We start from the raw sequence: 20,489 nt of genomic DNA on the forward strand, positions 1-20,489 counted from the left end.
CGGGGGCGCGGCGTGGCTGCGCCCTTTGTTTTTCGGCATTTTTTGCCCGATTGCCGGCACCTTTCGGCAAAAGCGGTTGCTAGGTAGTGTTTTCTGCTGTTAGATCGCAGAGGCTGGATTGAATAACCGCACGGGATGCCATGGTTAATCCGAGCACAGCCTTCACTTCTATTTTCAGCGTCATTAAGGGGTTAATGTGAAACTGGATGAAATCGCGCGTCTCGCAGGCGTTTCGCGCACGACGGCCAGTTATGTCATCAACGGCAAGGCGAAGCAGTATCGTGTCAGCGATAAAACCGTCGAGAAAGTGATGGCCGTGGTCAGGGAGCATAACTATCACCCGAATGCCGTCGCGGCGGGGCTGCGCGCCGGGCGCACCCGTTCTATCGGCCTGGTGATCCCGGATCTGGAAAATACCAGCTATACCCGCATCGCCAACTACCTGGAGCGCCAGGCGCGCCAGCGGGGTTACCAATTGCTGATCGCCTGTTCCGAAGATCAGCCGGACAACGAAATGCGCTGCATTGAGCACCTGCTGCAGCGTCAGGTGGACGCCATCATCGTCTCCACCGCCTTGCCGCCGGAGCATCCTTTCTATCAACGCTGGGCCAACGATCCGCTGCCGATCATCGCGCTGGACCGCGCGCTGGATCGCGAGCATTTCATCAGCGTTGTGGGCGCCGATCAGGAAGACGCTTTTGCGTTGGCGCAGGAGCTGCGCACCTTCCCGGCGGAGTCGGTGCTGTACCTGGGCGCCTTGCCGGAGCTTTCGGTCAGCTTCCTGCGTGAGCAGGGCTTCCGCCAGGCCTGGCAAGAGGATCCCCGCCACGTCGATTACCTGTACGCCAACAGCTACGAACGCGAAGCCGCCGGCGCGCTGTTTGCCGAATGGTTGAAAACGCACCCGATGCCGCAGGCGCTGTTTACCACGTCGTTCTCTTTATTGCAGGGCGTGATGGACGTGACGCTGAAGCAACGCGGCCGCTTGCCGACCGATCTGGCGATCGCCACCTTCGGCGATCATGAACTGTTGGATTTCCTTGAGTGCCCGGTATTGGCGGTAGCGCAGCGCCATCGCGACGTGGCCGAGCGCGTGCTGGAACTGGTGCTGGCCAGCCTGGACGAACCGCGTAAACCCAAGCCGGGGCTGACGCGCATTCGCCGCAATCTGTTCCGCCGCGGCAGTCTGAGCCGCAAGTAGTTTGCCTGACAGGGGCCCGCGTTGGCGGGCCCCTTTAGACGTAACCTGCCACCCGAAACAGCCGCCGGCAGTATTCCAGGAAGTAACCATACACCACGCCCATCGCCATGGAGACCAGCGCATTGCTGGTTACCGCCGCCAGCATTTGTTGGCCGTCGGCGCCCACGCTCCATAAAATTGCAGCATAAACCGGCGACTGGAAGCTGACATAGGCCAGCAGATCGGCGAGATTGCGCAGTAGGAACTGGCCGTGCGGGCAACGGCGCGCCGTGCGGATAAACAGATCGCGATAGCGGCCATAAGGCCAGGCGATCAGAATGTTGACCGGGATCGACAACAGGCGTGAAGAGAGGGATTGCTGGAAGCTCATACCGGAGATTAACACTTCAATCGCCATACCGGCGATAAAGCAGTACACCACCAGTGCAAACGTATCGGCAGCGGCGCTGCGCCAGTGTGCGGCGGGCGAAAGCATGCATCTCTCCTTTTGTGTTAATGTGCTGTTAATTTTATAATTTGTGGTTGTTAATTCTGGTTTTTTGCTTTTTATATAGTTTACTGATCTGGTTTGTGTTTTTAACTAGGTTTATATTTTATTTTTAACATTTGTTCGGTTTTTGTCCCGCAGGGCCGGGGCGCAGGAAGGGATAGAGAGATTAAAATCGGTGTTTTTAAATAAACCTATTAAAAACATGCTGTTGCGATTTTTTGTGTCCGCGGGGGGATTTTTCCGGCAAAAATTGTGGAAATAAAGGTGTAAGAAAATGAAACCATAATTGTAAACAGGTGTTTTGGGAATAATCTTACCAAATTGATTTAAATCGAAATTACTTCTGCTCGTAATATCCGAGCCATTTATTTTCGCCGTGCTCTCATCACGGCGGAGCAAATTGAAGTAAAATAGCGCACAGTTTCACGGTGAATAACGATTGAGCGTTATTAACTCAAGGAGTTATGGCCTTATTCTGCGGTCGACTCGTCAGGCGCCGAGCCTTGGCGCGCGCGGGGCGGCAGCGGTTACAGCCCTGAGATTGCCGAGCTGAAAAATGAGACATGGCTTGCAGAAGGAAGTAATGAGTTAATTAATCGCCAGTTCGTCAGGTTTTTAATCAGATTCTTTCCGCCTAGAAAATTCTCTCCGTTTATCATGGTGTTAATTTTTAATCGTCGAATAATCAGAGTTTCTTTCGCGAGTCAGCTCCCAAAATGACCAGAGAAATATTGCCAAAGCGCTGGCGCTCTGGCTTGACAAGGTTTTCATACCCTCCGTAAACTCCATTGTGTGGGAATTTGTGGGGTAAAGTGGTGAAAACGGTCACTAAGGGGTAGCTCAGGAATGTTCCGTGGAGCGACGATGGTCAACCTCGACAGCAAAGGGCGGCTCGCCGTACCTACCCGATATCGGGAATTGCTCAACGAGGAATCGCAAGGCCAAATGGTCTGTACCATTGACCTCCATCAGCCCTGCCTGCTGCTTTATCCTTTGCCCGAATGGGAAATTATTGAACAAAAATTATCACGTCTGTCGAGCATGAATCCCGCCGAGCGCCGCGTTCAGCGCCTGCTGTTGGGACATGCCAGTGAGTGTCAGATGGATAGTGCCGGTCGTTTGCTGTTAGCCAGTACGCTGCGGCAACACGCCGGGCTCACGAAAGAAGTGATGCTGGTCGGTCAGTTCAACAAGTTTGAACTGTGGGATGAACAGACCTGGTATCAACAAGTCAAGGATGATATTGACGCTGAACAGTCGACTCAGGAACCGTTGTCTGAGCGGCTACAGGACTTGTCGCTATAAGCATGTTGGAAAACTATAAACACACCACCGTCCTGCTGGACGAAGCCGTCAACGGCCTCAATATCCGCAGCAACGGCATATATATCGACGGTACTTTTGGTCGCGGTGGCCATTCTCGTCTGATTCTGTCCCAACTGGGGCCGGAAGGGCGGTTGCTGGCAATTGACCGTGACCCTCAGGCGATTGCAGCCGCCAAATCTATTGAAGATCCTCGTTTTACCATCGTACACGGCCCATTTTCCGAGTTGTCGCACTATGTGCGGGAGCGCGAGCTGATGGGCAAGATCGACGGCGTTCTGCTCGATCTGGGCGTTTCCTCGCCGCAGCTTGACGACGCGGAGCGCGGGTTCTCCTTTATGCGCGACGGTCCGCTGGACATGCGCATGGATCCGTCCACCGGCCTGTCTGCCGCAGAGTGGCTGATGAAGGCCGAAGCGGACGACATCGCCTGGGTGCTGAAAACCTTCGGCGAAGAGCGTTTCGCCAAGCGCATCGCGCGCGCCATCGTCGAAAGAAACCGCGTGGAGCCGATGACGCGCACCAAAGAGCTGGCGGATCTGATCGCCGATGCCAGCCCGTTCCGTGAAAAGCACAAGCATCCGGCGACGCGCAGCTTCCAGGCGATCCGCATTTATATCAACAGCGAGCTGGAAGAGATCGAGCGTGCGCTCGACGGCGCGCTGGAAGTGCTGGCCCCGCAGGGCCGTTTGTCGATCATCAGCTTCCATTCGCTGGAAGACAGCATCGTCAAACGCTTTATGCGACACCACAGCCGCGGCGCCCAGGTGCCGGCGGGCATTCCGTTGACCGAGGAGCAACTGCGCGGCATGGGCGGGCGAACGCTGAAAGCGCTGGGCAAAATGATGCCGTCGGAAGCGGAAGTGGCGGACAACCCGCGTGCGCGCAGCTCGGTGCTGCGCATTGCTGAGAGGATGCCCGCGTGATTGGCAACGAACGTCACGGCCTGGTCGGGGTGATTGGCGGCGATCTGCTGCGCAACGCCAAGATCCCCATGATTTTACTGATTGCGTCACTGGTCTCCGCGATTTTCGTGGTGACCACCGCGCACCGCACCCGCCTGCTGACCGCCGAACGCGAGCAGCTGGTTCTGGAGCGCGATGCGCTGGATATCGAGTGGCGCAACCTGATTTTAGAAGAGAACGCCCTCGGCGATCACAGCCGGGTTGAACGTATCGCGACAGAAAAACTGCAGATGCAACACGTTGATCCATCGCAGGAAAATATCATCGTTAAACAATGAATGGTTTAACCGGAATAATGACACGGAGTAGAAAGGAAACGCATGAAAGCAGCGCGCCCCGGTAAGTTGAGACGCCAGGAAGATCAGGCCAGCTTTGTCAGCTGGCGTTTTGCGTTGCTGTGCGGCTGCATTTTGCTGGCGATGGTTGGCCTGATGCTGCGCGTCGCGTACCTGCAGGTCATCAACCCCGATCGTCTGGTGAAAGAAGGCGACATGCGTTCGCTGCGCGTGCAGGAAGTGCCGACCGCGCGCGGCATGATCAGCGATCGCGCCGGCCGCCCGTTGGCGGTCAGCGTGCCGGTGAATGCGGTGTGGGCCGATCCGAAAGAGCTGAACGAACGCGGCGGCATCACGCTGGACAGCCGTTGGAAAGCGCTTTCCGATGCGCTCAACATCCCGCTGGACCAGCTTTCCAACCGCATCAACGCCAACCCGAAAGGGCGCTTCGTTTATCTGGCGCGCCAGGTTAACCCGGCGATCGGCGACTACATCCACAAACTCAAGCTGCCGGGGATCTACCTGCGGCAGGAGTCGCGCCGTTACTACCCGGCGGGGCAGGTGACGTCGCACATCATCGGCGTGACCAACATCGACGGGCAAGGCATCGAAGGCGTCGAGAAGAGCTTCGATCGCTGGCTGACCGGGCAACCGGGCGAGAGAACGGTGCGCAAGGATCGCTTCGGCCGAGTGATTGAAGATATCTCCTCCGTCGATAGCCAGGCGGCGCATAACCTGGTGCTGAGCGTCGATGAGCGCCTGCAGGCGCTGGTGTATCGCGAGCTGAACAACGCCGTGGCGTTCAACAAGGCCGAATCGGGCACTGCGGTGCTGATCGACGTGAACACTGGCGAAGTGCTGGCGATGGCCAACAGCCCGTCTTACAACCCGAACAACATGGCCGGTACGCCGAAAGAAACCATGCGTAACCGCGCTATCACCGATATTTTTGAACCCGGTTCAACCGTGAAGCCAATGGTGGTGATGACCGCGCTGCAAAACGGCGTGGTGAGAGAAAACAGCGTGCTGAACACCATCCCGTATCGCATTCAGGGCCACGAGATCAAAGACGTGGCGCGGTACTCGGAGCTGTCATTGACCGGGATCTTGCAGAAGTCGAGTAACGTCGGTGTTTCAAAGCTGGCGTTAGCGATGCCGTCCTCAGCGTTAGTAGATACTTACTCTCGTTTTGGGCTGGGAAAAGCGACCAATTTGGGGCTGGTCGGAGAAAGCAGTGGCATATACCCAAAAAAACAACGGTGGTCTGACATAGAGAGGGCCACCTTCTCTTTCGGCTACGGGCTGATGGTAACTCCGTTACAGTTGGCGCGAGTCTATGCAACGATCGGCAGTCTGGGCGTGTATCGCCCATTGTCGATCACCAAGGTTGACCCTCCGGTCGCCGGCGAACGCGTTTTCCCTGAACCTCTGGTGCGCACCGTGGTGCACATGATGGAAAGCGTGGCCTTGCCGGGCGGCGGCGGCGTGAAAGCCGCCATCAAGGGATACCGTATCGCCATCAAAACCGGTACCGCGAAAAAAGTGGGCCCGGACGGCAAATACGTCAACCGATACATCGCTTATACCGCCGGCGTCGCGCCGGCAAGTAACCCCCGTTTTGCCCTGGTGGTCGTCATCAACGACCCGCAGGGTGGGAAATACTATGGTGGCGCAATCTCCGCGCCGGTGTTCGGCGCCATCATGGGCGGCGTATTGCGCACCATGAACGTCGAGCCTGACGCGTTGCCCACCGGTGACAAAAGCGAATTAGTGATTAACAAGAAAGAGGGTTCAGGTGGCAGATCGTAATTTGCGCGACTTACTCGCCCCGTGGGTGCCGACGGCGCCCGGGCGCGCGCTGCGGGAAATGACATTAGACAGCCGTGTGGCGGCTGCCGGGGATCTGTTTGTCGCCGTGGTCGGCCATCAAACGGATGGACGCCGCTATATTCCGCAGGCCATTGCGCAGGGCGTCGCCGCCGTGATCGCCGAAGCTGACGGTCAGGCCGAAGACGGCGCTATCGTTGAGATGCACGGCGTGCCGGTGATCTATCTGAGCCAACTGAACCAGCGCCTTTCCGCGCTGGCCGGGCGTTTTTACCATCAGCCGGGCGAGCGTCTGCGGCTGGTCGGCGTGACCGGCACCAACGGCAAAACCACCACCACACAGTTGTTGGCGCAGTGGAGCCAACTGCTGGGCGAAACCAGCGCGGTGATGGGCACCGTCGGCAACGGTCTGCTGGGCCAGGTCTGCCCGACCGAGAATACCACCGGTTCTGCGGTGGATGTTCAACACGTATTAAACGACTTGGCGGAACAGGGCGCGACCTTCGCCGCGATGGAAGTCTCATCCCACGGTTTGGTGCAACACCGGGTGGCGGCGCTGCCGTTCGCTGCCGCGGTCTTCACCAACCTGAGCCGCGATCACCTGGATTACCACGGTGACATGGCCAATTACGAGGCGGCCAAATGGTCGCTGTTCGCCGCCCACAATGTGGGGCAGGCGATCATCAACGCCGACGATGAAGTCGGCCAGCGCTGGCTGAGCAAGCTGCCGGATGCGGTGGCGGTGACGATGCAGGGCAACCTGCAGCCGGGCTGCCACGGCCGCTGGCTGAAAACCACGGCGGTCGATTATCACGACAACGGCGCCACGGTTCGGTTCAGCTCCAGCTGGGGCGACGGCGAGATCGAAAGCCGCCTGATGGGCGCTTTCAACGTCAGCAACCTGCTGTTGGCATTGGCGACGCTGCTGTCGCTGGGCTACCCGCTGGAGGCGCTGGTGGAAACCGGCAACCGTCTGCAGCCGGTCTGCGGCCGCATGGAAGTGTTTAACGCGCCGGGCAAACCGACGGTCGTGGTGGATTACGCCCACACGCCGGATGCGCTGGAGAAAGCGCTGGAAGCGGCGCGCCTGCACTGCCAGGGGCAGCTGTGGTGCGTCTTCGGCTGCGGCGGCGATCGCGACAAGGGCAAGCGTCCGCTGATGGGCGGCATCGCCGAGCAGTTCGCCGATCGCGTGGTGATCACCGATGACAACCCGCGTACCGAAGAGCCGCGCGCGATTATCAACGATATCCTGACCGGATTGCTGGATGCCGGGCAAGCGCTGGTGATCCACGGCCGCGCCGAAGCGGTGACCAGCGCCATCATGCAGGCGCAGGAGCAGGATGTGGTGTTGGTGGCGGGCAAAGGCCACGAAGATTATCAGCTGGTGGGCAACCGCCGCCTGGATTACTCCGACCGCACGACGGTCGCCCGACTGCTGGGGGTGCTGGCATGATCCCTGTCTCTCTTCAGACACTGGCTGAGGTATTGAGCGCTGAATCGATCGGCGCCGATTGCCAAATTGTCGAGGTGACGACAGACACCCGCAAGGTGACCGCCGGTTGCCTGTTTGTGGCGCTGAAAGGCGAGCGTTTCGACGCTCACGACTTTGCGGCGGATGCCGTAGCCGCAGGCGCCGGGGCGTTGCTGGTCAGTAAGCGCTTATTGGTGGACGTGCCGCAGCTGGTGGTGAAAGACACCCGTCTGGCGCTGGGGCAGCTTGGCGCCTGGGTGCGTCAGCAGGTGCCGGCGCGCGTGGTGGCGCTGACCGGCTCCTCGGGCAAGACATCGGTGAAAGAAATGACCGCCGCCATTCTGCGTGAATGCGGCGAAGTGCTGTATACCGCCGGCAACTTCAATAACGACATCGGCGTGCCGTTGACGCTGTTGCGTCTGGAGCCGCAGCATGATTTTGCCGTGATAGAGCTGGGCGCTAACCACATTGGCGAAATTGCTTACACCACCGCATTGACGCGTCCGCAGACCGCTTTGGTGAACAACCTGGCGGCCGCGCACCTGGAAGGCTTCGGCTCGCTGGCCGGCGTCGCCCAGGCGAAAGGTGAAATCTTTACCGGCCTGCCGGCCGACGGCGTGGCGATCATCAACGCCGATAACAACGACTGGCCGCACTGGCAGAGCATGCTGGGCGGCAAAACCGTCTGGCGCTTCTCGCCGCAGGCCGCCGAAGGCGTGGACTTCTTCGCGGACGACGTGCGGGTGAACGGCGCAGGCACGCAGTTCACGCTGCACAGCCCGTTCGGCACCGCCGAGATCGCGCTGCCGCTGCCGGGGCGCCACAACGTGGCTAACGCGTTGGCGGCCACGGCGCTGGCGATGTCGGTGGGCGCTACCCTGGAAGCGGTGCGTCAGGGGTTAAAACAATTGCAGGCGGTGCCGGGGCGTTTGTTCCCGGTGGCGCTGGCCGAAGGCAAGCTGCTGCTGGACGACAGCTACAACGCCAACGTCGGGTCGATGACCGCGGCGGCGCAGGTGCTGGCGGAGATGCCGGGCTACCGCGTGATGGTGGTCGGCGATATGGCCGAGCTGGGCGCAGAAGCGGAAGAGTGCCACCGTCAGGTGGGTGAAGCCGCCCGCCAGGCCGGGGTCGATAAAGTGATCAGCGTCGGCGCGTTGAGCCGCGTGCTGAGCGAGTCTTCCGGCAACGGCGAACATTATCAGGACAAGACAGCAGTGATCGCGCGCGTGGCGGAATTACTGTCGGAACATGCGGTCATCACCGTGTTAATCAAAGGTTCACGTAGTGCCGCAATGGAGCAGGTAGTACGCGCGTTACAGGAGAAAGCACCATGTTAGTTTGGCTGGCCGAGCATTTGGTCAAGTATTACTCAGGCTTCAACGTCTTTTCTTATCTGACGTTCCGAGCCATTGTCAGCCTGCTGACCGCGCTGTTCCTGTCGCTGTGGATGGGCCCGCGGGTGATCAAGCGTCTGCAAGAAATGTCCTTCGGCCAGGTGGTGCGTAACGACGGCCCCGAGTCGCACTTCAGCAAGCGCGGCACGCCGACCATGGGCGGCATCATGATCCTGACCTCCATCACCATTTCGGTGCTGATGTGGGCCTACCCGTCCAACCCGTATGTCTGGTGCGTGCTGTTTGTGCTGGTGGGTTACGGCATCGTCGGTTTCGTCGATGACTACCGCAAGGTGGTGCGTAAGGACACCAAAGGACTGATCGCCCGCTGGAAGTATTTCTGGCAGTCGGTGATTGCGCTGATTGTCGCATTCGCCATGTACGCCGTAGGAAAAGACACGCCAGCCACCGAGCTGGTTGTGCCGTTCTTTAAGGACGTGATGCCGCAGCTGGGCCTGCTGTACATCCTGCTGGCCTATTTCGTCATCGTCGGCACCAGCAACGCGGTCAACCTGACCGACGGTCTGGACGGCCTGGCGATTATGCCGACGGTATTCGTGGCGGCCGGTTTCGCGCTGGTAGCCTGGGCGACCGGTAACATGAACTTCGCCAACTACCTGCATATTCCGTATCTGCGTCATGCCGGTGAGTTGGTGATCGTCTGCACCGCCATCGTCGGCGCCGGCCTCGGCTTCCTGTGGTTCAACACCTACCCGGCGCAGGTGTTTATGGGCGACGTCGGTTCGCTGGCGCTGGGCGGCGCGCTGGGCACCATCGCGGTGCTGCTGCGCCAGGAGTTTTTGTTGGTGATCATGGGCGGCGTGTTCGTGGTAGAGACGCTGTCGGTGATCCTGCAGGTGGGATCGTTCAAGCTGCGCGGACAACGCATTTTCCGCATGGCGCCGATTCACCATCACTATGAATTGAAAGGCTGGCCGGAGCCGCGCGTGATCGTGCGCTTCTGGATCATTTCGCTGATGCTGGTGCTGATTGGCCTGGCAACGCTGAAGGTGCGTTAATCATGGCAGACTATCAGGGTAGAAAAGTCGTCATCATCGGGTTGGGCCTCACCGGCCTGTCCTGTGTCGATTTCTTCATGGCGCGCGGCGTGACGCCGCGCGTGATGGATACCCGTATCGCGCCGCCAGGGTTGGACAAACTGCCTGAAAGCGTGGAGCGCCATCTGGGCGATCTGAACCAGGACTGGCTGCTGGCGGCGGATCTGATCGTCGCCAGCCCGGGCGTCGCGCTGGCGACCCCGGCATTGAGCGCCGCGGCTGACGCCGGCGTGGAAATCGTCGGCGACGTCGAACTGTTCTGCCGCGAGGCGCAGGCGCCGATCGTGGCGATTACCGGCTCCAACGGCAAGAGCACCGTCACCACCCTGGTGGGCGAGATGGCGAAAGCCGCCGGTTGGGCGGTGGGCGTGGGCGGCAATATCGGCCTGCCGGCGCTGAGCCTGTTGCGCCAGGAATGTCAGCTTTATGTGCTGGAGCTGTCCAGCTTCCAGCTGGAAACGACGCATAGCCTGCGGGCGGCGGCGGCGACCATCCTGAACGTGACCGAAGATCATATGGATCGCTATCCGTTCGGCCTGCAGCAGTATCGCGGCGCCAAGCTGCGCGTGTATGAAAACGCCGCGGTGTGCGTGGTGAACGCGGACGATGCGCTGACCATGCCGGTGCGCGGCGCCGACGAACGCTGCGTTAGCTTCGGGGCGGACGTGGGCGACTATCACCTGAACCGTCAGCAGGGCGAAACCTGGCTGCGGGTGCGCGGTGAGAAGGTGCTGAACACGCGCGAGATGAAGCTGACCGGCCGCCACAACTACACCAACGCCCTGGCGGCGCTGGCGTTGGCGGATGCGGTCAATATCCCGCGTGCCTCCAGCCTGAAGGCGTTGACCACCTTCACCGGCCTGGCGCACCGCTTCCAGCTGGCCTGGGAGCACAACGGCGTGCGTTGGATCAACGATTCCAAAGCCACCAACGTCGGCAGCACCGAAGCGGCACTGAACGGCCTGCAGGTGGACGGCACGCTGCATCTGCTGCTGGGCGGCGACGGCAAGTCCGCCGATTTCTCGCCGCTGGCGCGCTATCTGCAGGGCGACAACGTGCGGCTGTATTGCTTTGGCCGCGACGGCGCCCAGCTGGCGCAGCTGCGGCCGGAAGTGGCGACGCTGACCGAGACCATGGAGCAGGCGATGCGCACCATCGCCGGCCGCGTACAGCCCGGCGATATGGTGCTGTTGTCGCCGGCCTGCGCCAGTCTCGATCAGTTCCGTAATTTTGAAGTGCGCGGCGATGAGTTCGCCCGCCTGGCGCAGGAGCTTGGCGGATGAAACTACGCTTGCCGAACTTCGGGCTGACAGAACGGCTGAAAGACTGGGTGACCGGCGCGCGCGACAACGACGCGGTCAACATGGTGCTGTACGATCGCACCCTGCTGTGGCTGACCTTCGGGTTGGCGATCATCGGCTTCGTGATGGTGACCTCGGCGTCGATGCCGATCGGCCAACGCCTGGCGGACGATCCGTTCCTGTTCGCCAAACGCGATGCGCTGTACCTCGGCCTGGCGTTCGGCCTGTCGTTGGTGACGCTGCGCATCCCGATGGAAGTTTGGCAGCGCTACAGCAACGTGATGCTGCTGATGTCGATCGTGATGCTGCTGATCGTCCTGGTGGTGGGGAGCTCGGTGAACGGGGCCTCGCGCTGGATCGCGCTCGGCCCGCTGCGTATTCAGCCGGCGGAGCTGTCCAAGCTGTCGCTGTTCTGCTACCTGGCGAGCTATCTGGTGCGCAAGGTGGAAGAGGTGCGCAGCAACTTCTGGGGCTTCTGTAAGCCGATGGGCGTCATGGTGGTGCTGGCGGTGCTGCTGCTGGCGCAGCCGGATCTCGGCACCGTGGTGGTGCTGTTCATCACCACGCTGGCGATGCTGTTCCTGGCCGGCGCGAAAATGTGGCAGTTCTTGGCGATCATCGGCTCCGGCGTGTTCGCCGTGGTGCTGCTGATTATCGCGGAACCGTACCGTATGCGCCGCGTGACCTCGTTCTGGAACCCGTGGGCCGACCCGTTCGGCAGCGGCTACCAGTTGACCCAGTCGCTGATGGCATTCGGCCGCGGCGAGTTCTGGGGGCAGGGGCTCGGCAACTCGGTGCAGAAACTGGAGTATTTGCCGGAAGCGCACACCGACTTCATCTTCTCCATTTTGGGTGAAGAACTGGGCTATATCGGTGTGGTTTTAGCCCTGTTAATGGTATTCTTCGTCGCTTTTCGCGCGATGTCCATCGGGCGCCGCGCGCTGGAGATCGACCAACGCTTCTCCGGCTTCCTGGCCTGCGCGATCGGCGTGTGGTTCAGCTTCCAGGCGCTGGTTAACGTCGGCGCTGCCGCGGGCATGCTGCCGACCAAAGGTCTGACGCTGCCGCTGATCAGTTACGGCGGCTCGAGCTTGCTGATTATGTCGACGGCGATCGTGCTGTTGCTGCGAATTGATTATGAAACGCGCCTGACCAAGGCTCAGGCGTTTGTGAAGAGGTAAGGGATGAGCGGGAAACCTAAGCGTTTAATGGTGATGGCAGGCGGTACCGGCGGGCACGTGTTCCCGGGGCTGGCGGTCGCGCATCATCTGATGGCGCAGGGCTGGCAGGTGCGCTGGCTCGGAACCGCAGACCGAATGGAAGCCGATCTGGTGCCGAAGCACGGGATCGAGATTGATTTTATCCGCATCTCTGGCCTGCGCGGCAAGGGCCTGAAGGCCCAGTTGACGGCGCCGCTGCGGATCTGGCAGGCGGTACGGCAGGCGAAAGCCATCATGCGCAGTTATCAGCCGGATGTGGTGCTGGGGATGGGCGGTTACGTTTCCGGCCCCGGCGGCCTGGCGGCCTGGCAGTGCGGCATCCCGGTGGTGCTGCACGAGCAGAACGGCATCGCCGGCTTGACCAACCGCTGGCTGGCGCGCATCGCCGCCAAAGTGATGCAGGCCTTCCCCGGCGCGTTCCCAAACGCCGAGGTGGTGGGCAACCCGGTGCGCACCGACGTGTTGGCGCTGCCGTTGCCGGCGGAGCGGTTGCAAGGGCGCGAAGGCCCGATCCGCGTGCTGGTGATTGGCGGAAGTCAGGGCGCCCGCGTGCTGAATCAGACAGTTCCTGAAGTCGCGGCGCGTTTGGGCGATAGAATTACGCTCTGGCATCAGGTTGGCAAGGGCGCGCTGGAAACGGTGCTGCGCGACTACGAGAGGGTAGGGCAGACACAGCACAAGGTGACCGAGTTCATCGACGACATGGCCGCCGCCTATGCCTGGGCCGACGTAGTGGTCTGCCGCTCCGGCGCGTTGACCGTCAGCGAAATCGCGGCGGCGGGGCTGCCGGCGATCTTCGTGCCGTTCATGCACAAGGACCGTCAGCAGTACTGGAACGCGCGTCCGCTGGAAGAAGCCGGCGCGGCGAAGATTATCGAACAGCCGCAGTTCAACGCCGATGTGGTGGCTGAACTGCTGGCGAGCTGGGATCGCAAGACGCTGCTGGCCATGGCCGAGAAAGCGCGCGCGGTCGCCATTCCGGACGCCACCGAGCGCGTGGCGGCGGAGCTGGTGCGGCTCGCCAAGTAACGAGTGCAGGGGTTCGGTGCGCCGAACCTGAATAAAAGCAATGTGATGTAGGGCCGGGGTACCGGATCCGGATTAGAGAGAGTGATGAATACACAACAACTGGCGAAACTACGTACTATCGTGCCCGAGATGCGTCGCGTCCGGCACATTCACTTTGTCGGCATCGGTGGCGCCGGCATGGGTGGTATCGCCGAAGTGTTGGCAAACGAAGGGTATCAGATCAGCGGCTCCGACCTGGCGCCGAATCCGGTCACCCAACAGTTGAGCGCGCTCGGGGCGACGATTTATTTCAATCACCGTCCGGAAAACGTGCTGGATGCGAGCGTAGTGGTGGTGTCTACCGCCATCTCCGCCGACAACCCGGAGATCGTCGCCGCTCGTGAAGCGCGCATCCCGGTGATCCGCCGCGCTGAAATGCTGGCGGAGTTGATGCGTTTTCGCCACGGCATCGCTATCGCCGGCACGCACGGCAAAACCACCACCACGGCGATGGTCTCGAGCATTTACGCCGAAGCCCGCCTGGACCCGACCTTCGTTAACGGCGGGCTGGTGAAGGCGGCGGGCACCCACGCACGACTGGGGTCCAGCCGTTATCTGATCGCGGAAGCGGATGAGAGCGATGCGTCGTTCCTGCATCTGCAGCCGATGGTGGCCGTGGTCACCAACATCGAAGCCGACCATATGGACACCTACCAGGGCGACTTCGAGAACCTGAAGCAGACGTTTATCAATTTCTTGCACAACCTGCCGTTCTACGGTCGCGCGGTGATGTGCATCGACGATCCGGTGGTGCGTGAGCTGCTGCCGCGCGTGGGTCGCCATATCACCACCTACGGCTTCAGTGAAGATGCCGACGTGCGCATCGAAGACTACCGGCAGATTGGGCCGCAGGGGCACTTTACCCTGAGCCGTCAGGACAAACCGTTGCTGACGGTGACGCTGAACGCGCCGGGCCGCCACAATGCGTTGAACGCAGCGGCGGCGGTGGCGGTAGCGACTGAAGAAGGCATCGACGACGAAGATATCCTGCGCGCGCTGGCGGGCTTCCAGGGCACCGGGCGCCGCTTCGATTTCCTCGGCGAGTTTCCGCTGGAGCCGGTCAACGGCAAAGCGGGCAGCGCGATGCTGGTGGACGATTACGGCCACCATCCGACCGAAGTGGACGCCACGTTGAAAGCGGCGCGCGCCGGTTGGCCGGACAAGCGTCTGGTGATGATCTTCCAGCCGCACCGCTACACGCGCACCCGCGATCTGTACGACGATTTCGCCAACGTGCTGTCGCAGGTGGATGTGCTGCTGATGCTCGACGTGTACGCCGCCGGCGAAGCGCCGATCCCGGGCGCGGACAGCCGCTCGCTGTGCCGCACCATCCGCAGCCGCGGCAAGCTGGATCCGATCCTGGTTTCCGATGCCGATACCGTGCCGGAAACGCTGGCGCAGCTGCTGCAGGATGAAGACTTGGTGCTGGTGCAAGGCGCCGGCAACGTAGGCAAAATCGCCCGTAAACTGGCCGAGCTGAAGCTGCAGCCGCCGAAGAAAGAGGAGGAGCACCATGGCTGATAAAGTTGCAGTTCTGCTGGGTGGCACCTCCGCTGAACGTGACGTTTCTCTGCAGTCCGGCGCCGCGGTGCTGGCCGGGTTGCGCGAAGCCGGTATCGATGCGCACGGCGTCGACACCCGCGATTTCCCGGTGACCCAGTTGAAAGAGCAGGGGTTCACCAAAGTGTTTATCGCGCTGCACGGCCGCGGCGGCGAGGACGGCACCCTGCAGGGGCTGCTGGAGTTTCTCGAGTTGCCTTATACCGGCAGCGGCGTGATGGCCTCGGCGCTGACCATGGACAAATGGCGCACCAAGATGGTGTGGCAATCGATGGGCTTGCCGGTGGCGCCTTACGTGGCGCTGAATCGCCAGCTGTATCTCGGCGCCGAAAAAGCGGCGCTGCTGGCGCGCGTGGCGGATCTCGGCCTGCCGGTGATCGTCAAGCCGAGCCGTGAAGGCTCCAGCGTCGGCATGAGCAAGGTCACCGAAAGCGCGGCGTTGGCAGCGGCGTTGGAAGAAGCCTTCCGCCATGACGACGATGTGCTGGTGGAGAAGTGGTTGAGCGGCCCGGAATACACCGTGGCGATGCTGGGCGACCAGGTGTTGCCGTCGATCCGCATCCAGCCGGCCGGCGTGTTTTACGACTACCAGGCCAAGTACATTTCGGACGATACGCAGTACTTCTGCCCGAGCGGTTTGAGCGCCGAGCAGGAAGCCGAGATGGCGGCGTTGGCGCTGCGCGCCTACCGCGGTCTGGACTGCAGCGGCTGGGGCCGCGTCGACGTAATGCAAGACAGCGATGGCAGCTTCTATCTGCTTGAGGTGAACACCTCTCCGGGCATGACCAGTCATAGCCTGGTGCCGATGGCGGCGCGCCAGTTTGGATTAAGCTTCTCGCAGCTAGTGGCGAGAATTTTGGAGTTGGCCGACTGATATGTCGCAAGCTGCCCTGAATGCGCGCGATCGCGAGGTGGATAACGGCCCGCGCCGCAGCAATGGAACCCAGTTGGCGGGAATGATTTTCCTGCTGATGGTGTTGGGAACGGTCGTGTGGAGCGGTTGGGCGGTGCTTGGCTGGATGAAAGACGCCAGTCGCCTGCCGCTCTCAAGGCTGGTGGTGACCGGCGAACGCCATTACACCACCAACGATGATATTCGTCAGGCGATCCTGGCGCTGGGCGCGCCCGGCACCTTTATGACGCAGGATGTGGACGTTATCCAGCAGCAGATCGAACGTCTGCCGTGGATCAAGCAGGCCAGCGTGCGCAAACAATGGCCGGATGAGCTGAAGATCCATCTGGTGGAGTATGTCCCGGTGGCGCGCTGGAACGATTTGCACATGGTGGACGCCGAGGGCAAAGCGTTCAGCGTGCCGGCGGAGCGGGCGGGCAAGCAGAAGTTGCCGCTGCTCTACGGGCCGGAAGGGAGCGAGCAGGATGTGCTGGAAGGCTATCGGGCGATGAGCGCCACGTTGGCGGCCAGCAAATATACGCTGAAAATGGCGGCGATGACCGCGCGCCATTCCTGGCAGCTGGCGCTGGACAACGATGTCCGGCTTGAGCTGGGGCGCGATGACCGCAACGGGCGTTTGCAGCGGTTTATCGAGCTTTACCCGGTATTGCAGCAGCAGGGCCAGGCGGAGAGCAAGCGTGTCAGCTATGTCGATCTGCGCTACGAGTCCGGCGCTTCGGTAGGGTGGGCTCCGGTGTTGGTCGATCCGCAGGCGCTTGGCGGTCAGCAAAACAGTAATCAGCAACAGAATCAGGCACAGGCAAAACAACAATGATCAAGTCGACGGACAGAAAACTGGTAGTTGGACTGGAGATCGGTACTGCAAAAGTCTCCGCGTTGGTAGGGGAAGTTCTGCCCGATGGCATGGTCAACATTATCGGGGTGGGCAGCTGCCCGTCTCGCGGCATGGATAAGGGCGGCGTAAACGACCTGGAGTCGGTGGTGAAGTGCGTACAGCGCGCCATCGATCAGGCCGAGCTGATGGCGGACTGCCAGATCTCGTCGGTGTACCTGGCGCTGTCGGGCAAACACATCAGCTGCCAGAACGAAATCGGCATGGTGCCTATCTCGGAAGAGGAAGTGACGCAGGACGACGTGGAGAACGTGGTGCACACCGCCAAATCGGTGCGCGTGCGTGACGAACACCGCATCCTGCACGTGATTCCTCAGGAATACGCCATCGATTATCAGGAAGGCATCAAAAACCCGGTTGGGCTGTCCGGCGTGCGCATGCAGGCCAAGGTGCATCTGATTACCTGCCATAACGATATGGCGAAGAACATCGTCAAGGCCGTGGAACGTTGCGGCCTGAAAGTTGACCAACTTATTTTCGCCGGTCTGGCCGCGAGCTACGCGGTGCTGACCGAAGATGAACGCGAACTCGGCGTTTGCGTGGTGGATATCGGCGGCGGCACCATGGATATGGCGGTGTACACCGGCGGTGCGCTGCGCCACACCAAAGTGATCCCTTACGCCGGGAACGTGGTCACCAGCGATATCGCTTACGCCTTCGGCACGCCGCCGACCGACGCGGAAGCGATTAAAGTTCGACACGGTTGTGCGCTTGGGTCGATTGTTAGCAAGGATGAGAATGTAGAGGTGCCTAGCGTCGGGGGACGTCCTCCGCGCAGTCTGCAAAGACAGACGCTGGCTGAAGTCATTGAGCCACGCTACACCGAACTGTTGAATCTGGTTAACGATGAAATTTTGCAATTGCAGGAGCAACTGCGTCAGCAAGGGGTTAAGCATCATCTGGCGGCAGGTATCGTGCTGACCGGTGGCGCCGCCCAGATTGATGGCCTGGCAGCCTGTGCGCAACGGGTGTTCCACACCCAGGTACGCATCGGCCAACCCTTGAACATCACGGGTCTGACGGATTATGCGCAGGAGCCTTACTACTCGACGGCGGTAGGTCTGCTGCACTATGGAAAAGAGTCTCACCTGAGCGGTGAGACAGAAGTAGAAAAACGCGCCTCGGTGGGCAATTGGTTTAAACGCATCAATAGCTGGCTGAGAAAAGAGTTTTAATGTTTCAACAAAGAGATCATGCTGAGTAATCTTTTTATGATCTCGCAGCGACAGGCACAAAACGGAGAGAAACTATGTTTGAACCAATGGAACTAACCAATGACGCGGTGATTAAAGTCATCGGCGTCGGCGGCGGCGGTGGCAACGCCGTTGAACACATGGTGCGCGAGCGCATCGAAGGTGTTGAATTCTTCGCTGTGAACACGGACGCCCAGGCGCTCCGCAAAACGGCGGTTGGCCAAACCATCCAGATTGGTAGCGGTATTACCAAAGGTCTGGGTGCGGGCGCGAACCCGGAAGTGGGTCGCAATTCAGCGGAAGAAGACCGCGAAGCCCTGCGCGCAGCGCTGGACGGCGCAGACATGGTCTTCATCGCAGCCGGCATGGGCGGCGGCACCGGTACCGGTGCGGCGCCAGTGGTGGCTGAAGTGGCTAAAGATTTGGGTATTCTGACCGTGGCCGTGGTGACCAAGCCTTTCAACTTCGAAGGCAAAAAGCGCATGGCATTCGCGGAGCAGGGTATCGCTGAACTGTCCAAACACGTGGACTCACTGATCACCATCCCGAACGACAAGCTGTTGAAAGTTCTGGGTCGCGGCATCTCCCTGCTGGACGCGTTCGGCGCGGCCAACGACGTGCTGAAAGGCGCGGTGCAGGGTATCGCCGAGCTGATCACCCGTCCGGGCCTGATGAACGTCGACTTCGCCGACGTGCGCACCGTGATGTCCGAAATGGGCTACGCGATGATGGGTTCTGGCGTGGCTTGCGGTGAAGACCGCGCCGAAGAAGCGGCCGAAATGGCGATCTCCAGCCCACTGCTGGAAGACATCGACCTGTCCGGCGCGCGCGGCGTACTGGTCAACATCACTGCCGGCTTCGACCTGCGTCTGGATGAGTTCGAAACCGTGGGTAACACCATCCGTGCGTTCGCTTCCGACAACGCCACCGTGGTTATCGGTACCTCGCTGGATCCGGAAATGAACGACGAACTGCGCGTAACCGTGGTTGCAACCGGTATCGGTATGGACAAGCGTCCTGAAATCACCCTGGTGACCAATAAGCAGGCCAGCCAGCCGGTGATGGATCACCGTTATCAGCAGCACGGCATGTCGCCTCTGCCGCAGGAAGTGAAACCTGCCGCGAAGGTGGTCAACGACCAAGCTGCGCAGCCGAATAAAGAGCCCGACTATCTTGATATTCCAGCCTTCCTGCGTAAACAGGCAGACTAAGAATATCCTGAGAATTTGGAATCTCCGCTCTTTGTGCTAAACTGTCCCGCCAGCCATGCTGTATGCTTGGCTGGTAGGATGGATAACATTGCGAGATAAAACGATGATCAAACAAAGGACATTAAAACGTATTGTTCAGGCGACTGGCGTCGGTTTGCATACCGGCAAGAAAGTCACGCTGACAATGCGCCCAGCGCCGGCTAATACCGGGGTCATCTATCGTCGCACTGACTTGAATCCACCGGTTGATTTTCCGGCTGATGCAAAATCCGTGCGTGATACCATGCTCTGTACTTGCCTGGTGAATGAGCATGACGTGCGTATTTCGACCGTTGAGCATCTTAACGCCGCGCTGGCTGGGCTGGGCATCGACAACATCGTCATCGAAGTCGACGCCGCTGAAATCCCAATCATGGACGGCAGCGCCAGTCCGTTCGTGTTCTTGCTGCTGGATGCCGGCATCGAAGAACTGAACTCGGCGAAGAAATTCCTGCGTCTGAAAGAGACCGTACGCGTTGAAGATGGCGACAAGTGGGCCGAGCTGTCCCCGCATAACGGGTTCCGCCTGGACTTCACCATCGACTTCAACCACCCGGCCATCGACGCCAGCTCTCAGCGCTATCGTCTTGATTTCTCGGCTGAGTCGTTCGTGCGTCAAATCAGCCGCGCGCGCACCTTCGGGTTCATGCGTGATATCGAATACCTGCAGTCCCGCGGCCTGGCCCTGGGCGGCAGCTTCGACTGCGCCATCGTGGTAGACGACTACCGCGTGCTGAACGAAGACGGTCTGCGTTTCGAAGACGAATTCGTACGTCACAAAATGCTGGACGCCATCGGCGACCTGTTCATGTGCGGCCACAACATCATTGGCGCGTTCACCGCGTTCAAGTCTGGCCACGCGCTGAACAACAAACTGCTGCAGGCCGTGCTGGCCAAGCAGGAAGCGTGGGAATACGTGACCTTCCAGGACGAAGCCGAAATGCCATTGGCATTCAAGGCACCGTCTACCGTATTGGCGTAAGGTCTGCATTTCTCGCCTGCGAATAACGGCAGGCGCATCCCCTCAGAGCCTGAGAATTCAGGCTCACGATGGTGTGGTGCCGGCTGTCCGGTATTTTGCA

Annotated in this window: 18 protein-coding genes; 17 read left to right on the forward strand and 1 reads right to left on the reverse strand. The window is 60.4% G+C overall.

All coding sequences use genetic code 11. The features are described from left to right. The first annotated feature begins 196 nt into the window (after positions 1-196). Entirely contained in the window at positions 197-1,201 is a 1,005-nt protein-coding gene (gene cra, locus SERRSCBI_RS03435) for a catabolite repressor/activator (RefSeq protein WP_004932801.1), read from the forward strand. A 34-nt stretch (positions 1,202-1,235) separates the two neighbouring features. Here cra and SERRSCBI_RS03440 read toward each other — a convergent pair whose 3' ends face one another. Next, a complete protein-coding gene (locus SERRSCBI_RS03440; protein ID WP_033651675.1) occupies positions 1,236-1,676 on the reverse strand; it encodes an L-alanine exporter AlaE in 441 nt (146 codons plus the stop codon). A gap of 861 nt (positions 1,677-2,537) precedes the next feature. Between SERRSCBI_RS03440 and mraZ the strand changes: the two genes are divergently transcribed. The 16 genes from mraZ to lpxC all read left to right on the forward strand — a co-directional run bounded on the left by mraZ (position 2,538) and on the right by lpxC (position 20,389). Further along, on the forward strand, positions 2,538-2,996 hold the full coding sequence (gene mraZ / locus SERRSCBI_RS03445; RefSeq protein ID WP_004932796.1) for a division/cell wall cluster transcriptional repressor MraZ: 459 nt from the start codon (positions 2,538-2,540) through the stop codon (positions 2,994-2,996). Between the two features lie 2 nt (positions 2,997-2,998). After that, positions 2,999-3,940, forward strand: a complete 942-nt coding sequence (gene rsmH, locus SERRSCBI_RS03450) for a 16S rRNA (cytosine(1402)-N(4))-methyltransferase RsmH (protein ID WP_042783686.1) — start codon at positions 2,999-3,001, stop codon at positions 3,938-3,940. Then, positions 3,937-4,257, forward strand: a complete 321-nt coding sequence (gene ftsL / locus SERRSCBI_RS03455) for a cell division protein FtsL (RefSeq protein ID WP_033651674.1) — start codon at positions 3,937-3,939, stop codon at positions 4,255-4,257. Before rsmH ends, ftsL begins: the two co-directional genes overlap by 4 nt. Positions 4,258-4,299: 42 nt before the next feature. After that, positions 4,300-6,063 carry a peptidoglycan glycosyltransferase FtsI gene (locus SERRSCBI_RS03460; protein WP_004932790.1) on the forward strand — a complete coding sequence of 588 codons (1,764 nt, stop codon included), beginning with the start codon at positions 4,300-4,302 and terminating at the stop codon, positions 6,061-6,063. Next, positions 6,050-7,537, forward strand: a complete 1,488-nt coding sequence (gene murE / locus SERRSCBI_RS03465; protein WP_038873471.1) for a UDP-N-acetylmuramoyl-L-alanyl-D-glutamate--2,6-diaminopimelate ligase — start codon at positions 6,050-6,052, stop codon at positions 7,535-7,537. Before SERRSCBI_RS03460 ends, murE begins: the two co-directional genes overlap by 14 nt. Next, positions 7,534-8,895, forward strand: a complete 1,362-nt coding sequence (gene murF / locus SERRSCBI_RS03470; RefSeq protein WP_042783687.1) for a UDP-N-acetylmuramoyl-tripeptide--D-alanyl-D-alanine ligase — start codon at positions 7,534-7,536, stop codon at positions 8,893-8,895. The genes murE and murF overlap by 4 nt, the downstream gene beginning before the upstream one ends. Then, entirely contained in the window at positions 8,889-9,971 is a 1,083-nt protein-coding gene (mraY, locus tag SERRSCBI_RS03475) for a phospho-N-acetylmuramoyl-pentapeptide-transferase (RefSeq protein WP_004932782.1), read from the forward strand. Before murF ends, mraY begins: the two co-directional genes overlap by 7 nt. Positions 9,972-9,973: 2 nt before the next feature. Then, on the forward strand, positions 9,974-11,293 hold the full coding sequence (murD, locus tag SERRSCBI_RS03480) for a UDP-N-acetylmuramoyl-L-alanine--D-glutamate ligase (protein ID WP_042783688.1): 1,320 nt from the start codon (positions 9,974-9,976) through the stop codon (positions 11,291-11,293). Beyond that, positions 11,290-12,492: a cell division protein FtsW gene (gene ftsW, locus SERRSCBI_RS03485; protein WP_015376649.1), complete on the forward strand. Its 1,203-nt coding sequence runs from the start codon at positions 11,290-11,292 to the stop codon at positions 12,490-12,492. The genes murD and ftsW overlap by 4 nt, the downstream gene beginning before the upstream one ends. A 3-nt stretch (positions 12,493-12,495) precedes the next feature. Then, entirely contained in the window at positions 12,496-13,560 is a 1,065-nt protein-coding gene (gene murG, locus SERRSCBI_RS03490) for an undecaprenyldiphospho-muramoylpentapeptide beta-N-acetylglucosaminyltransferase (protein ID WP_004932773.1), read from the forward strand. 84 nt (positions 13,561-13,644) lie between these two features. Beyond that, positions 13,645-15,120 (forward strand): UDP-N-acetylmuramate--L-alanine ligase, encoded by a 1,476-nt coding sequence (gene murC, locus SERRSCBI_RS03495; protein WP_025301571.1) that lies wholly within the window; start codon positions 13,645-13,647, stop codon positions 15,118-15,120. Continuing rightward, the gene (locus tag SERRSCBI_RS03500) at positions 15,113-16,033 is read left to right on the forward strand and encodes a D-alanine--D-alanine ligase (protein WP_033651670.1); all 921 of its coding nucleotides are present in this window, start codon (positions 15,113-15,115) and stop codon (positions 16,031-16,033) included. The genes murC and SERRSCBI_RS03500 overlap by 8 nt, the downstream gene beginning before the upstream one ends. 1 nt (position 16,034) lies before the next feature. Beyond that, positions 16,035-16,886 (forward strand): cell division protein FtsQ, encoded by an 852-nt coding sequence (gene ftsQ, locus SERRSCBI_RS03505; protein ID WP_004932761.1) that lies wholly within the window; start codon positions 16,035-16,037, stop codon positions 16,884-16,886. Continuing rightward, complete coding sequence (ftsA, locus tag SERRSCBI_RS03510) at positions 16,883-18,139, forward strand: cell division protein FtsA (protein WP_004932758.1); 1,257 nt, start codon at positions 16,883-16,885, stop codon at positions 18,137-18,139. The genes ftsQ and ftsA overlap by 4 nt, the downstream gene beginning before the upstream one ends. 74 nt (positions 18,140-18,213) lie before the next feature. Then, on the forward strand, positions 18,214-19,368 hold the full coding sequence (gene ftsZ, locus SERRSCBI_RS03515; protein ID WP_004932757.1) for a cell division protein FtsZ: 1,155 nt from the start codon (positions 18,214-18,216) through the stop codon (positions 19,366-19,368). A gap of 103 nt (positions 19,369-19,471) precedes the next feature. Then, positions 19,472-20,389 (forward strand): UDP-3-O-acyl-N-acetylglucosamine deacetylase, encoded by a 918-nt coding sequence (gene lpxC / locus SERRSCBI_RS03520; protein ID WP_004932754.1) that lies wholly within the window; start codon positions 19,472-19,474, stop codon positions 20,387-20,389. The last annotated feature ends 100 nt before the right edge of the window (positions 20,390-20,489 follow it).

The organism is Serratia sp. SCBI, from assembly GCF_000747565.1.
GTDB lineage: Bacteria > Pseudomonadota > Gammaproteobacteria > Enterobacterales > Enterobacteriaceae > Serratia > Serratia ureilytica.

Excerpts from the sequence above, each read along its gene's own strand:
- mraZ (WP_004932796.1), top strand. The coding sequence starts at position 2,538 with ATGTTCCGTGGAGCGACGATGGTCAACCTCGACAGCAAAGGGCGGCTC.
- murF (WP_042783687.1), top strand. The coding sequence starts at position 7,534 with ATGATCCCTGTCTCTCTTCAGACACTGGCTGAGGTATTGAGCGCTGAA.
- murC (WP_025301571.1), top strand. The coding sequence starts at position 13,645 with ATGAATACACAACAACTGGCGAAACTACGTACTATCGTGCCCGAGATG.
- SERRSCBI_RS03440 (WP_033651675.1), bottom strand. The coding sequence starts at position 1,676 with ATGCTTTCGCCCGCCGCACACTGGCGCAGCGCCGCTGCCGATACGTTT.
- ftsA (WP_004932758.1), top strand. The coding sequence starts at position 16,883 with ATGATCAAGTCGACGGACAGAAAACTGGTAGTTGGACTGGAGATCGGT.
- rsmH (WP_042783686.1), top strand. The coding sequence starts at position 2,999 with ATGTTGGAAAACTATAAACACACCACCGTCCTGCTGGACGAAGCCGTC.
- mraY (WP_004932782.1), top strand. The coding sequence starts at position 8,889 with ATGTTAGTTTGGCTGGCCGAGCATTTGGTCAAGTATTACTCAGGCTTC.
- ftsW (WP_015376649.1), top strand. The coding sequence starts at position 11,290 with ATGAAACTACGCTTGCCGAACTTCGGGCTGACAGAACGGCTGAAAGAC.
- murD (WP_042783688.1), top strand. The coding sequence starts at position 9,974 with ATGGCAGACTATCAGGGTAGAAAAGTCGTCATCATCGGGTTGGGCCTC.
- ftsZ (WP_004932757.1), top strand. The coding sequence starts at position 18,214 with ATGTTTGAACCAATGGAACTAACCAATGACGCGGTGATTAAAGTCATC.
- murG (WP_004932773.1), top strand. The coding sequence starts at position 12,496 with ATGAGCGGGAAACCTAAGCGTTTAATGGTGATGGCAGGCGGTACCGGC.
- SERRSCBI_RS03460 (WP_004932790.1), top strand. The coding sequence starts at position 4,300 with ATGAAAGCAGCGCGCCCCGGTAAGTTGAGACGCCAGGAAGATCAGGCC.
- lpxC (WP_004932754.1), top strand. The coding sequence starts at position 19,472 with ATGATCAAACAAAGGACATTAAAACGTATTGTTCAGGCGACTGGCGTC.
- SERRSCBI_RS03500 (WP_033651670.1), top strand. The coding sequence starts at position 15,113 with ATGGCTGATAAAGTTGCAGTTCTGCTGGGTGGCACCTCCGCTGAACGT.
- ftsQ (WP_004932761.1), top strand. The coding sequence starts at position 16,035 with ATGTCGCAAGCTGCCCTGAATGCGCGCGATCGCGAGGTGGATAACGGC.